Source organism: Saccharothrix luteola (assembly GCF_020859565.1).
Lineage (GTDB): Bacteria > Actinomycetota > Actinomycetes > Mycobacteriales > Pseudonocardiaceae > Actinosynnema > Actinosynnema luteola.
Genome location: NZ_JAJHUO010000057.1, coordinates 26,829 through 39,435, shown reverse-complemented (window position 1 = coordinate 39,435; position 12,607 = coordinate 26,829). Strand labels below are relative to the sequence as shown.

General features: G+C 68.6%; 10 protein-coding genes and 2 pseudogenes. 2 read left to right on the top strand and 10 right to left on the bottom strand.

The window, feature by feature from the left end; translation table 11 throughout:
• Window positions 1–128: 128 nt before the first annotated feature.
• Window positions 129–245, top strand: a pseudogene (locus LNK82_RS46105) (RICIN domain-containing protein); the annotation flags it as partial.
• Window positions 246–304: 59 nt separating this feature from the next.
• Here LNK82_RS46105 and LNK82_RS46100 read toward each other — a convergent pair.
• The 8 genes and pseudogenes from LNK82_RS46100 to LNK82_RS46070 form a co-directional block, all read right to left on the bottom strand.
• Window positions 305–1,648, bottom strand: coding sequence for an ABC transporter substrate-binding protein (locus tag LNK82_RS46100; protein ID WP_230573143.1), 1,344 nt, complete (start codon window positions 1,646–1,648; stop codon window positions 305–307).
• Window positions 1,649–1,708: 60 nt separating this feature from the next.
• Window positions 1,709–2,518: a carbohydrate ABC transporter permease gene (locus LNK82_RS46095; RefSeq protein ID WP_268998229.1), complete on the bottom strand. Its 810-nt coding sequence runs from the start codon at window positions 2,516–2,518 to the stop codon at window positions 1,709–1,711.
• A gap of 62 nt (window positions 2,519–2,580) precedes the next feature.
• A complete protein-coding gene (locus LNK82_RS46090; protein ID WP_230573141.1) occupies window positions 2,581–3,513 on the bottom strand; it encodes a carbohydrate ABC transporter permease in 933 nt (310 codons plus the stop codon).
• A 199-nt stretch (window positions 3,514–3,712) separates the two neighbouring features.
• Window positions 3,713–4,294, bottom strand: coding sequence for a DUF6807 family protein (locus LNK82_RS46085; RefSeq protein WP_230573140.1), 582 nt, complete (start codon window positions 4,292–4,294; stop codon window positions 3,713–3,715).
• Between the two features lie 58 nt (window positions 4,295–4,352).
• A pseudogene (locus LNK82_RS48570) lies at window positions 4,353–4,580 on the bottom strand (DUF6807 family protein); the annotation flags it as partial.
• Complete coding sequence (locus tag LNK82_RS46080; protein ID WP_230573139.1) at window positions 4,567–5,871, bottom strand: ABC transporter substrate-binding protein; 1,305 nt, start codon at window positions 5,869–5,871, stop codon at window positions 4,567–4,569. The pseudogene LNK82_RS48570 and the gene LNK82_RS46080, both read right to left, overlap by 14 nt.
• A 101-nt stretch (window positions 5,872–5,972) precedes the next feature.
• On the bottom strand, window positions 5,973–6,806 hold the full coding sequence (locus LNK82_RS46075; RefSeq protein ID WP_230573138.1) for a carbohydrate ABC transporter permease: 834 nt from the start codon (window positions 6,804–6,806) through the stop codon (window positions 5,973–5,975).
• A complete protein-coding gene (locus tag LNK82_RS46070) occupies window positions 6,799–7,719 on the bottom strand; it encodes a carbohydrate ABC transporter permease (RefSeq protein WP_230573137.1) in 921 nt (306 codons plus the stop codon). The genes LNK82_RS46075 and LNK82_RS46070 overlap by 8 nt, the downstream gene beginning before the upstream one ends.
• Before the next feature lie 189 nt (window positions 7,720–7,908).
• On the opposite strand from LNK82_RS46070, the gene LNK82_RS46065 reads away from it, so the two are divergent.
• A complete protein-coding gene (locus LNK82_RS46065; RefSeq protein WP_230573136.1) occupies window positions 7,909–8,958 on the top strand; it encodes a LacI family DNA-binding transcriptional regulator in 1,050 nt (349 codons plus the stop codon).
• Window positions 8,959–8,990: 32 nt separating this feature from the next.
• Here LNK82_RS46065 and LNK82_RS46060 read toward each other — a convergent pair whose 3' ends face one another.
• On the bottom strand, window positions 8,991–11,270 hold the full coding sequence (locus tag LNK82_RS46060) for a right-handed parallel beta-helix repeat-containing protein (protein ID WP_230573135.1): 2,280 nt from the start codon (window positions 11,268–11,270) through the stop codon (window positions 8,991–8,993).
• Window positions 11,271–11,537: 267 nt separating this feature from the next.
• Entirely contained in the window at window positions 11,538–12,572 is a 1,035-nt protein-coding gene (locus LNK82_RS46055; protein ID WP_230573134.1) for a LacI family DNA-binding transcriptional regulator, read from the bottom strand.
• Window positions 12,573–12,607: the final 35 nt, after the last annotated feature.

Sequence of the window (12,607 nt, the reverse complement as noted above, 5' to 3'; positions counted from 1 at the left end):
AGAGCGCGACCGCCTCGGCCCGGAACTCCGGCGGGTAGTGCTTCATCACCATCTGAACGGGACTCCTGTCCACCCGGATCGTCAGGATCCAAGTGTGTCTGGTGTCCAACATCCAGGGTCAAGTCCCCACCGGTGTCCAGTCGAACCTGTGCCTGGACGCCTCCGGCCACGGCACGACCAACGGCACCAAGCTGGTCCTGTGGTCGTGCAACGGCCAGGCGAACCAGCAGTGGGCCCTGCGCTGACCGGATGACACCTCCGTGAAGGCGGGACGGCCGATCGGTTCGGCCGTCCCGCCGTGAGGTCATTCGGTGGTGACGGTGAAGCCCTGCTGGTTGCCGTAGTCGACCAGTGCCTTCTGCCAGGCTTCGAGGCCCGGTGCGAGGTCGGTGTTCTCCTTGTAGGACTTGCCGACGGTGTCGCCGAAGATGCTGTTGGCGTAGAGCTGGTACGGCAGGTAGCTCCAGCCCGGCGCGACCTCGCCGGCGGCGGCGGTGAGCACCTGGTTGGTCTTCTGCCCGCCGAAGTACGGCGACTCCACGTCCTTGAACGACGGTGCGTCCAGGTCGGCCTTGGTGGCGGGGAAGCCGCCGCTGTCCAGGAACGGCTTGATGCCGTTGCCGTGGTTGAGCCAGCGCACGAAGGCCGCCGCGAGCGCGGGGTTGGCGCTCTGCTTGAGCACCGCCTGGGTGCTGCCGCCGTGCTCGGCGGTGACCGGCTTGCCGTCGTAGGTGGGCATGGGCGCGACGGCCCACTTGCCCGCGCCGTCGGGCACCGAGGACTGCAGGATGCCCGGCATCCACGCGCCGTACGGGAGCGTGGCGATCGTGCCGTCGGCCAGCGCCCGGTACCAGGCGTCGGTCCAGCCGGCCATCGGGGCGATCAGCTTGCCCTCGACGAGCCGGTTCCAGGTCGAGACCCACTTCTTGGTGCCCTCGTCCTGGAGGTTGATCTTCACCGACTTGCCGTCGGTGCTGAACGGCCGCCCACCGGCCTGCCAGATCATGCTGGTGGCGAAGCCCGCGTCACCGACGTCGGAGGTGATGTACTTGGTCGGGTCCGCCGCGTGCAGCTTCTCGGCCGCGTCGACGTACTCGTCCCAGGTCCTGGGCACGGCGATGCCGTACTGGTCGAAGACCTGCTTGTTGTAGAACAGGGCCATCGGCCCGGAGTCCTGGGGCACGCCGTACAGGACACCGCCGACCTTCACCGCGTTCCACGTGGACGCGGTGAACTCCTTCTCGAAGGCGCCGAAGCCGTACTGGTCGAGGGGGACCAGCGAGCCGGGCAGGGCGAACTGCGGCAGCGTCTGGTACTCGATCTGGGCGACGTCGGGCGCGCCGGAGCCCGCCTTGATCGCGTTCTGGAGCTTGACGTACTGGTCGTTGCCGCTGCCCGCGTTGACGTAGTCGACCTTGACGTTGGGGAACTCCTGCTGGAACGCCTCGACCTGCGCCTTGGCCGACGGGGTCCAGCTCCAGTAGGTGATCTCGCCGCCTTCGCGCAGCGCCGCGTCGACGGCCTCCTGCGTGCCGGTGGCGACGTTCGGCGTCGCGCCGTCGCCGCCGGAGGTGCAGCCGGACAGCACGGTGACGAGCGCGGCAGCCAAGGCGGCGGTGACCTTCCGGGGACGCCTGGTGGGTGACATGGGGTGTCCTTTCGCGGCGGGTGTGGGAACTGTGCGGTGACGCGGGTCTGCCGGGCGGTCCTACTGCTTGACGCTGCCCGCGCCCAGCCCCGACTGCCAGAAGCGTTGGAGCAGCAGGAACGCCACGACGAGCGGGGTGATGGTGATGAGCGAGCCGGTGATCACCAGGTGGTAGACCGGCTGGGCGCCCGCGCCGTTGGCCTGCGCGCTCCACTGGTTGAGCCCGACGGTCAGCGGGTACCAGTCCGGCTTGCTGAGCATGATCAGCGGCAGGAAGTAGTTGTTCCAGGTGGACACGACCGCGAACAACGCGACCGTGACGATGCCGGGCGCGAGCAACCGGAGTGTGACGGTGAGGAAGATCCGGACCTCGCCCGCGCCGTCGATGCGGGCGGCCTCCATCAGCTCGTCCGGCACCGCCTCGGTGGCGTAGACCCAGATCAGGTAGAGGCCGAACGGGCTGATCAGCGACGGGATGATGATCGCCCACGGCGTGTTGGTCAGGCCCAGGTTGCTGAACATCAGGAACGTCGGCACGGCCAGCACGGTGCCGGGGATCGCGATGGCGCCGAGCAGCACGGCGAACACCGCCTTGCGACCGCGGAACCGGTACTTGGCCAGGCCGTAGCCCGCGGCGGTCGCCAGGGCGGTCGCACCGCCCGCGCCCACGACGACGTAGAGCAGGGTGTTGCCCAGCCAGCGCAGGAAGATGCCGCCGTCGTAGGTGAAGGTCTCGGCGATGTTGTCGAACAGCGCGAACGGGCCGCCGAAGGCCAGCCCCGGCGTGCTGAACAGGGCTGCCTGGGTCTTGGTCGCGTTGATCAGCAGCCACGCCAGCGGCACCAGCGTGTAGACCAGGTACGCCGTCATGACGACGGTCAGCGTGACCGACTTGCGGGGCTTGAGGAACGAACCTGCGGTGGCCACGGCGGTCACGAGTCCTTCCGCGCGCCGCGCAACTGCACGACGTAGGCGATGACGGCGGTGATGACGCCCATGATGATCGCGACGGCGGCCGCGTAGTCGTACTGCTGGCCGCCGAACGACAGGTTGTAGGCGTAGATGTTGGGCGTGAAGGACGTGGTGATCACGTTGGGCACGAGCGTCCGCAGCACGTTGGGCTCGTTGAACAGCTGGAAGCTGCCGATGATCGAGAAGATGGTGGCGATCACCAGCGCGCCGCGGATCGCGGGCAGCTTGATGCTCACGATGGTCCGGAACGCGCCCGCGCCGTCGATGGCCGCCGCCTCGTACAGGTCGCGCGGCACCACCTTGAGCGCCGAGTAGAGGATCAGCATGTTGTAGCCGACGAACTCCCAGGTCACGATGTTGCCGATCGAGGCGAGGATCCAGTCGTCCGACAGCGGCCGGACGACCGACCGCCCGAACAGGTCGTTGAGGTCGGCGGCCAGGCCGAAGGTGTCGCCGTAGATGAAGCCCCACATCAGGGTGGCCACCACGGCGGGCACCGCGTACGGCAGGAAGATCACGATCCGGAACAACCCGGCGGCGTGCAACCGGGCGCTGTCGATGGCCAGGGCCGCGACCAGCGCGAGCAGGAGCATGATCGGGACCTGGACCACCAGGAACAGCAGCACGCGCCCGAACGCCGACCAGAACTTGTCGTCACCGAGGGCGGTGACGTAGTTGTCCAGCCCGACGAACGTGGTGCCGCCGAAGAACGCCTGTTCGCGGAACAGGCTCAACCACACGGCGTAGACGATCGGCGCCAGGAACACCAGGGCGAACACGGCCAGGAACGGCCCGACGAACAGCCAACCCCTCCGCTCGACCCGTTTGCGACCGGAGGACCCCGACCGCCGCGCGGGCGGCGTCCCCTCGACCGGGACCGAGATCGACGTCATCGTCTGTTCTCCCTGCTGACATGCGGTCTGTTGCGCAAGATTGCGCAAATGACGATCGTTCGACGTTGGTCGGCACGAACCGGTGTGTCCAGGTCGCCGTCCCATTTGGTTCGGTGCGGTCCTCAGGCCGCGGTGAGGGGATCGGGTGGGTCGAGCGCCCGGAGCGCGTGCGCCCTCGGGTCTTGGCCGGTCACCGCGCTCATGCGGGTTGCCCGGCAGCGCTCGGTGCATGGGACCGCGCGAGCACCTGGCGGACGGCGTGCGCGAGCGCGGGAGCCACGCTCGCGTCAGCGTCGGCAACGCCCACGCCGTACCGGATCCGCACGGTGGCACCGTGTTCGACGGTCAGTTCCTCGCTGAAGAACGGTGCGGGGTTGAGCCACGCGAACTCTTCGGCGCGGGCGAACCACTGCGGCGGGTGGTTCGGGTTGGTCGTGTCGTCCACCATGAGCACGAGTGACCGCGCGGACGTCTCGTCGTGGCGGCCGGCGAAGGCCGGCCACTCCATGCGCTTGCCGCGGACCTCCTCGCCGGCGGCGCCGTCCGCGCTCACGAACCGCCCACCGGTGAACGATCGCGGCCCCCGCCGGAACAGGCCGCCGTAACCGGCGTTCTCCCGTCCCTTGGTGGTGGGCGATCCGATGGCCACACCTGCTCCGGAGACGTTCGTCATCGTCGTCTCGAACGTCAACGCCCAGGCCTGTCGGGTGATCAGGTCCGCTCGCAGCGTCCGGCGTTCGGTGAAGAACGGCGCGCCGGACGTAGAACTGCCCGTGGACATACGTGGGACCGCCCCGGAAGTTCTCGGCGCCGACGTGCGGCAGGGACCACGCGATGCCCTTGTGCCACACGTGGTCGTGGGGGCGGAACAGGCTGACCACCCGGCCGGCGCGGGTGCGCAGCGGGTGGATGTAGGGCTTGGGGGACTCCAGTTGGACCGTGTCCGGGCGGTACACGTAGCGGAACAGCTCGGTGTCGCCGTCCCGGACCGCGATCGAGACGCCGTCCTGACGGTGTTTCCCGGGGGCGCGGTGGCGTCCCGGGGGAGTGCGGCTACTTGGCCGCATCGACTTCACCCTGGAGCTCCTTGATGAAGGCCTCTGCGGCGGCTTCGGGCGAGGTCTTGTCGAAGTAGACCTCCTGGGTGTAGCGCTGCAGCATCGGCTCGATCCCGCTCCCGCCGTTGGGCGTCACGACCGGCGCCTTGCCCGGTGTCACCGCGTTCATGTACTCGACCGCCGTCCGGTCGGTTCCGGTGAGACCGGCCTCCAGGTGCCGGCGCATCTCCTTGTTCGCGGGGATCCCGCGCTCGGTCTTGAGGACGTCGGCGGCGTCCTGGTGGTTGAGCATGAAGTCGACGAAGGCCGCGGCCTCGGCCGGGTGCTCGCTCTGGCTCGAGACCGCCCAGTACATCGAGGGCTTGAAGAAGTTGGCGTCGATGCCCTCGACGCGCGGCAGTTGCAGCAGCCGTAGGTCGGCGCCCGCCGCCTTGTGCAGCGCGGTGATCTGGGTGTTGTAGATCGTGCCGATGGCCGCCTTGCCTGTGGCGAAGCTGCCGGCGGTGATCCCGGCGGTCTGGTCCTCGACCATCGTCGAGGCACTGACACTCGCCTCGGCGGCGATCAGCTCCAGACCGAACTTCCACATCCCGACGAGCGACCGCGGTTCGAGCGAGACGTTGCCGTCCTGGTCGAAGAGGTTGCCGCCGTCCTGACGGGCCCAGTACTTGAGGCTGCCGGCGTCGAAGCCGGGTGCGCCGCCCACACCGCGGATCTCGCCGCCGCTCTTGGTCGTCAGCTCTTTCGCGATCCTGGCGTAGTCGTCCCACGTCCACGTCTTGTCGTCGGGGAGCTCCACGCCGTACTTCTTGAACAGGTCGACGTTCGCGACGACGCCTAGAACGCCGATGCCGATCGGAAGCGCGTACTGCGTCCCCCCGACCTGCCCGGTGGACAGGGCTTCGTCGTCGAACTGCGAGGTGTCGACGATCTTCCTGACCTTGCCGAGGTCGTACAGCGCTCCGCGATCGGAGTACGACGCGAGGTAGAGCTCGTCCATCTGGATGACGTCAGGGGAGTCCCTGGCCGCGGTCGTCGTGGCGAGCGCGTCCCAGTAGCCGGCCCAGTCCTTGTACTGCCCTTCGACCTTGATGTTGGGGTGCTCCCGCTGGAAGGCAGCGATGGCATCGTCGGTGAGCTTGGCTCGCGCGTCCGCTCCCCACCAGGTGACGCGGATGGTGACCGGCTTGTCGCTGAGCTCGGGATCGGAGCCTGCGTTGCTGCCGCCGGAGCAGGCGGTCAGCACGAGTGAGAGTGCGGCGACCGCTCCGATCGCGACGCGGCTGAAGGGCCTGGTCATCGTGTGGTTCTCCCTGGTCTGACGTTCGTGTCCAATTGATTGCCGCGACGCTTCCGACCGGCCGTGGTCCGTGTGCGCTGCGTGCCCGGTAGCCCTCTCGGTTACTTGCCGCCGGTGGTCGCGATTCCCTTCAGCAGGAACCGCTGCCCGACGAGGAAGACCAGGAAGACGGGAACGAGGGACAGCACGCTCATGGCGAACACCGAGCCCCAGTCCGTTTCGGCCTGCTGGTCGACGAAGGCGCGCAGCGCGAGGGGAGTGGTGTACATGCCCGGGTCGGTGAGGTAGATGAGCTGGGAGTAGAAGTCGTTCCAGGTCCAGATGAAGGTGAAGATCGCGGTGGTCGCCAGCGCCGGGACCATCAGCGGCAGGATGATGCTGAGGAAGATCCGCGCGTGCCCGGCGCCGTCGATCCTGGCCGCCTCGTCGAGCTCGCGCGGGATGCCGCGGATGAACTGCACCATCAGGAAGACGAAGAAGGCGTCGGTCGCCAGGAACTTGGGCACGATCAGGGGCAGGAACGTGTTGACCCAGTCGAGCTCCGAGAACAGCACGTACTGCGGCACGATGATCACGTGGATCGGCAGCATGATCGTGACGAGCATGATGGCGAACCACACCCGCTTCGCGCGGAACTCCAGCCTGGCGAACGCGTACGCGGCCATGGAGCAGGCGACGAGGTTCCCGAGGATCGCGCCGATCACGACGATCAGCGAGTTGATCATGTAGTAGCCGAACGGTTCGGCGTAGGCGTGCCAACCGTCGGTGTAGTTCTCCAGCCGCAAGTCCGTCAGGGCGAGCCCCGGGTTGCGGAAGATCTCGCTCTTCGGGCGCAGGGAGCCGACCACCATCCACAGGACGGGGTACAGCATCGTCAGGGCGCACAGCACCAGGAGGAAGTGCTTGAGGAGGGCGCGAATCCTGCGCTCAGTCATTGTAGAACACCCAGTACTTCGAGGCCCAGAAGTTGATCGCGGTGAAGATCGCGACGATGAGGAGCAGCAGCCACGCGAGCGCGGACGCGTAACCCATGTCGAAGTGGCCGAACCCGCGCTGGTAGAGGTACAGCGAGTAGAAGAGGGTGGAGTCGGCGGGACCGCCGGTGCCGCCGGAGACCACGAAGGCCTGGGTGAACGTCTGGAAGGCGTGGATGATCTGCAGCACCAGGTTGAAGAAGATGATGGGTGTCAGCAGCGGGAGGGTGATGCTGCGGAACTGGCGCAGGCGGCTCGCCCCGTCGACGGAGGCCGCCTCGTAGAGGGCGGTCGGGATCTGCCGCAGCCCGGCGAGGAAGATCACCATGGGGGAGCCGAACGTCCAGACGTTCAGCACGATGAGGGTCGACAGCGCCGTCCCCGGCTCCGAGATCCAGCCTTGCCCCTCGATGCCGACGAGCGCCAGCAGATCGTTGACCAGGCCGTCGGTCCCGAAGACCGTGCGCCACAGCACGGCGATCGCGACGCTGCCGCCGATCAGTGACGGGAGGTAGAAGGCGGAGCGGTAGAAGGCGAGGCCACGCAGTCCCTTGTCCAGCAGCAGGGCGAGCCCCAGGGCGAGCGCGAGCTGCAACGGGATGGAGACCAGGACGTAGGTGAACGTCACCCCGAGCGACTTGTGCAGGCGCTCGTCGTGGAGGATGCGCGTCCAGTTGTCGAGTCCGCTGAGCTCCGGCGGCTGCAACAGGTTGTAGTCGGTGAAGCTGAGGAACAGCGACGCCAGCATCGGGCCGATCGTGATCCCGAAGAGCCCGACGAACCAGGGCAGCAGGAAGAGCAGCGCGGCCTTGTTCTGCTGTCGCGCACCCCGCTGGGGCCCGCGCAGCCGGCGCAGTTCGTTGATGGAGCTCACGGCAGTGCTCCCTTGAGTGGCGCAGCGACACACGGTGGGTGACGTGGGTCCGTCCGGGGACTCGCTCGGCCCAAAAAGTGATCGTTCACTCTTTGGCTTGCGAGGACAATAGTGATCGATCACTTTTTGCGTCAACAGTGTGTACCCTCGGTTCTCACCTGGACGTTGGCGAGGGGTTGGGTGACGCGGATGGCTGGCGCTGACACGGCGCGACGACGGCCGACGATCACGGACGTGGCGCGACTCGCCGGTGTGTCACCCCAGACGGTGTCGCGGTTCCTGCGGTTCAACGGCGGGCTGAAGCCCGCGACCGTGGCACGGGTGGAGAACGCGATCCGCGAGCTGGACTACCGTCCCAACCTGGTGGCGCGGTCCATGCGCACGCGGAAGACCGGCCGGTTGGCGATCCTCATGCCCGCCATAGGGTTCAACCCGTCGCGCATGCTGGCGGGAGCCGGAGCGACGGCCGACGGCGCCGGGTACTTCGTGGACGTCGTGAGCGCCGGGGGCGGCGTGCGGGCGAGGAGCGAACGCCTGCTGGAGCTCGCCGACTCGGGGCAGTTCGAGGGCATCCTCTCCCTCGCACCCGTGCTCCCCTCGGTGGAGCACCAGCTGCACCACCGGACGACCGTGGTGATCTCGGCAGACTTCGACGACGAGATGCGCGGCATCAAGGACTTGGCCGACGCCACACCCCTGGTGCGGATGGTCGAGCACTTGGCGTCGCTCGGCCACTCACGCTTCCTGCACGTGGCCGGCGACGCCCAGTTCGCCTCCGCGCGGGCGCGCAAGCAGAGCTACCTGGAGACGGTCGAACGCCTCGGGCTCGCGTCCGCCGGAGTCTTCGACGGTGACTGGTCCGGGGAGTCCGGCATCGAGGCGATCCGTTCGCTCCCGAACCGGGCACGACCGACCGCGGTGATCGCGGCCAACGACGTCGTCGCCGCCGGCGTCGTCCGGGGCGTCCGGGAACGCGGCTGGGACGTCCCGGGCGACATCAGCGTGACCGGGTGGGACAACAACGACATCGGGCAGTTCATGACCCCGTCCCTGACCACGGTCGACGTGGACCTCGAACGGCTCGGCTCCAAGGCCATGGCCAAGCTGATCGCGGGTTTGCGCGGCACCGAGCCCGAGGCGGACGACGAGTCGCTGTTCCGGATCATCTGGCGGGAGTCGACGGCCGAACCGCCTCTGCCTCCCGGACGCACGGGGGTACGGTTCTCCGCCGGGCCTTGACGACCCGGCGGAGCCGCGCTGCCCTCATGGCATCAGTTGGTGGATCCGGGACCGCCCGAGATCCGCACGTCGTCGACGTGCACCGCCCCGCGTTCCGCCGCGTTCGCGTACCACGCGACCTTCCCGATCCCCGGCATCGAGGTGCGGAACGCGGCATCGGTCAGCACCCGCCGGCCGTCGACGTCCAGGGTGAAGCGCTGGTCCACCGTGTTCACGGTGAGCGTGATCCGATACCACTGGCCAGAGGTGTACGTGCCGACCACACGGGCCGTACTTCCCTCATACGCGTGGATCTCGCCACGTGCGAACGCGACGCTGACGGCCTGGCCGCCGCTGGAGTCGTACACGTAGGGCAACCCGAACCAGCCTGCTTGTGTGTCGTTGCGCATCACCTGCGCCTCGATCGTGACCACGCCCTGGAGCGGGGTGCCGAAGATCCGGGCGAGGTTGGTCCCGTCGGTGCCGCCGCCGTCGGTCGTGCGGTTGAGCCGGACGCTCTTGTCGGCGGCGGAGGGCGTGTCCACCACGCGGACCTCGTTCCCGGTCGAGACGACCCGCCACCCGTTCGCCCCGTCGGCGAGCGTGCCGGTCGCCATGCCGTCGAACGAGTCCGTGAACGAGATGCCGGGCGCCGTTCCGCCGTGCTCGAAGGCGCCGATGTCCGGTCGGCTGCCGGACGGCACGGGCGTGCCGGCGAAGTCGCGGCCGCCGCTGCCGGTGACCGTGGCCCCGGCATCGACGAACACCGATCCCGCCTGCAGCGCGAAGTTCGCCGCGGTGTCGAGCCTCGGTCCGTTCTCGTCGCCGTAGGGTCCTGTGACGGCGGGGTTCACGAACCTCGGATCGCCGACCACGCGTCTGGAGTCGGACGCGGGCCGGGTCGTGAGGTTCGACGAGTACCCGTTGTTGTTGTAGGTGAGGCTCGACTGTTGCAGGAAGACGGCACTGGATCGCCCGGACACGAACAGGTTGTTGGTCAGCGTGGCCCGGCCGGAGTTGTTGCCGCTGACCATGTTCGGCGCGTCGGTGCTGTAGAAGGTGTTGTTGTAGACGGAGGCCACCGTGCCGGACTCCTGCCACATGTGGAGGTTCCACCGCTTGCTGCCGGTCACGACGTTGTAGCGGATCACCGCGCTGCCGAACCGGGCTGCGGAGTTGCACCCGCAGAGCAGGATGCCGTCGCCGTTGTCGTGCAGGTAGTTGTACTGGAACAGCTGGTTGGTGGTGCCGACGTCGGGATCCATGCCGTTCGCGTCGGCACTGCCCTGTGCGTGTCGGGTGCCCATGACCTCGTTGTGCTGGACGGTGACGCGGTCGGCGTAGTAGGTCTCGATGCCGGACACGCCGACCCGGTCGATCACGTTGCGCTCGACGAGCCCGTCTCGCACGTTGGTGAGGTAGACGCCGTTGCCGCCGAAGGCGGTGTTCGCCTGCGTGATGTAGTTGCCGCGGATCGTGACGTTCGTGTGCGGCCTGAAGAGGGTGTCGTCGGCCGTCCGGCGCGTGCCCCAGCCCGTCCGGACGGCTCCCGGCGCGTCACCGGTGTACTGCTTCACGGTGACGCCCGCGAACGACGTGTTCCTGATCGTGGAGTTCTGCACGGTGATGTCGGTGAGCACGGTCGGGTTGCCGGGCGCGGCGATGTTGGGCACGGTGGTGGCGAAGACGATGCCGCCGGTGTTCTTGGACCGGTCCCAGCCGGTCTTCCAGGTGACACCGGGCGAGTTGTCCGCGGGGTCGCCGCCGATCCACTTGACCTCGCCCGTCACGTCGTGCACGTCGACCGAGTCGACCACGAAGTGGCGCAGCGTCCGGCCGTTGTCGCCATGCACCCCGATGCCGCGGAAGTCGCCGAGGTTCGCACCGGGCGTCCCCGTCGCGGGCCTCGCGTTCGACACGTCGAGGTTGCGGATCTCCCAGTACTGCTGGTTGAACAGCCGCACCACCTCGCCGACGGCGCCCTGACCGACGAGCTTCGGCTTGGCGCCGTCCCCGTAGCGGTCGACGGCGATCGGGGCGCCGTCGGCGCCGGACCCCTTCGGCCACAACTGCCCGACCCAGCTGTCACCCGCCCGAAAGCGGATGGTGTCGCCGGGCTGGAAACTCGTCGAGTTCACCTTGCCCAGCGTGCGCCAGGGCGCGTCGCTGCTGGTCCCGGCGTTGGTGTCGTTCCCGGCCGCGCTCACGTAGTACGTGGAGCTCGCGGCGTCGGCCGGCCCCGCGGGGGCCAGTGCGACCGAGAGGAACACGGCGGCCAACGCGCATAACGCGGTGGCAAGCGTCCTCGGCGCGATTCGACGGTGGGCGATCACTTGTGCCTCTTCTCCTCGTGGTGGTGTTCGCCTCAAGCGGCAAACCTGGCGTGACGGCTCAGGCGCGGGCGGCTCACGTCCATGGGAGGCGCATCGGCGGGTGCGCGAGGAACAGGCCGACTGGGAAAACGTATTCCGCGAAAGTGTGCATGTGGTCGGCTGAGCGCGTCAAGGTCTCCGGCACGTGAACGCGCCGACCCGCTGACGTCGGTGTGCCTGTTGACGACCGGCCGTGCGCGATCACCCGGAGGCGGACCGCAGAGGTGGTCAGCCGGCGCGGACCGTCGTGCTGTCCCGAACGACGACCTGCCCGTGCATCGTCAGGTGCTCGGCTTCCGAATGCTCGGCGAGCGCGAGGCGGACCGCCTCGGCTCCTGCCCGCGCCAACGGCAGCGACACGGTTGTGAGCCGCGGTGTCACGTCGATCGCGAGCTCGATGTCGTCGAAACCGGTCACCGAGACGTCCGCGGGGACCTCGACACCGGCGGCACGGAGGGCGGACATCGCGCCGATGGCGATGGTGTCGTTGGCGGCGAGGACCGCGTTGGTGCGCCCGAGCCCCTTGGCGAGCAGACGCCGCGTCGCGTCGAAGCCCCCCTGGCGACTCACCGCGCAGTGCGAGATCCGGATGTGCCGCCCGTCGACACCACCGTCGCGGAGCCCGGCCACGAAGCCCGAGGTGCGGTCGGAGACGTTCCCCCGGCCACGCACCCCCGCGAGGATCGTCACGTGTCGGTGCCCCGACCCGGCGACGTGGGCGGCGAGTTCCCTGGCGGAGCCGTGGTTGTCGAAGCCGATGGAGTTGAACGGCATGTCGGTGTCACCGACGATCACCACCCGGCCACCCTCGCGTTCGTAGCCGAGCAACTCGCCGAGGAGGCGGCCGTCCAGGGCGTTCGCCTCGATCCGGCTCGAGGTCAGGATGAGCGCCCGCGGTCGGAGCGCACGCTGCGACCGGACGGTTTCGAGCTGGCGCTCGACGGTGCCGTGGGTCGACGAGACCGTGACGAACGCGCCGGCGTCGCGCGCCCGCCGTTCCATCGCCGCGACGGCGATCCCGATCGACGGGGTGGTGAGGTCGTCGGCGACGACCGCGATCGAGTCGTTCGCGCGGCGCATCGACCGGGCCGAGGCGTCCGCGGTGTAACGCAGCTCGGCAGCGGCGAGGAGGACCCGCCGCTCGTACTCCGGCGCGACGGTCCGGGAACTGCCGCCCAGCACCCGTGACGCGGTGGCGACGGACACGCCGGCGGCCGCCGCCACCTCGCGCAGGGTGACGGTCTGCCTGGCTGGATGAGGCACAGTGCCGTTCCCTCCCGTACCGCGAAGCACGCCGC

Bases quoted from the DNA above. Each gene is read 5' to 3' on its own strand.
- LNK82_RS46100 (WP_230573143.1), bottom strand. From the start codon at position 1,648: ATGTCACCCACCAGGCGTCCCCGGAAGGTCACCGCCGCCTTGGCTGCC.
- LNK82_RS46095 (WP_268998229.1), bottom strand. From the start codon at position 2,518: ATGACGGCGTACCTGGTCTACACGCTGGTGCCGCTGGCGTGGCTGCTG.
- LNK82_RS46090 (WP_230573141.1), bottom strand. From the start codon at position 3,513: ATGACGTCGATCTCGGTCCCGGTCGAGGGGACGCCGCCCGCGCGGCGG.
- LNK82_RS46085 (WP_230573140.1), bottom strand. From the start codon at position 4,294: ATGTCCACGGGCAGTTCTACGTCCGGCGCGCCGTTCTTCACCGAACGC.
- LNK82_RS46080 (WP_230573139.1), bottom strand. From the start codon at position 5,871: ATGACCAGGCCCTTCAGCCGCGTCGCGATCGGAGCGGTCGCCGCACTC.
- LNK82_RS46075 (WP_230573138.1), bottom strand. From the start codon at position 6,806: ATGACTGAGCGCAGGATTCGCGCCCTCCTCAAGCACTTCCTCCTGGTG.
- LNK82_RS46065 (WP_230573136.1), top strand. From the start codon at position 7,909: ATGGCTGGCGCTGACACGGCGCGACGACGGCCGACGATCACGGACGTG.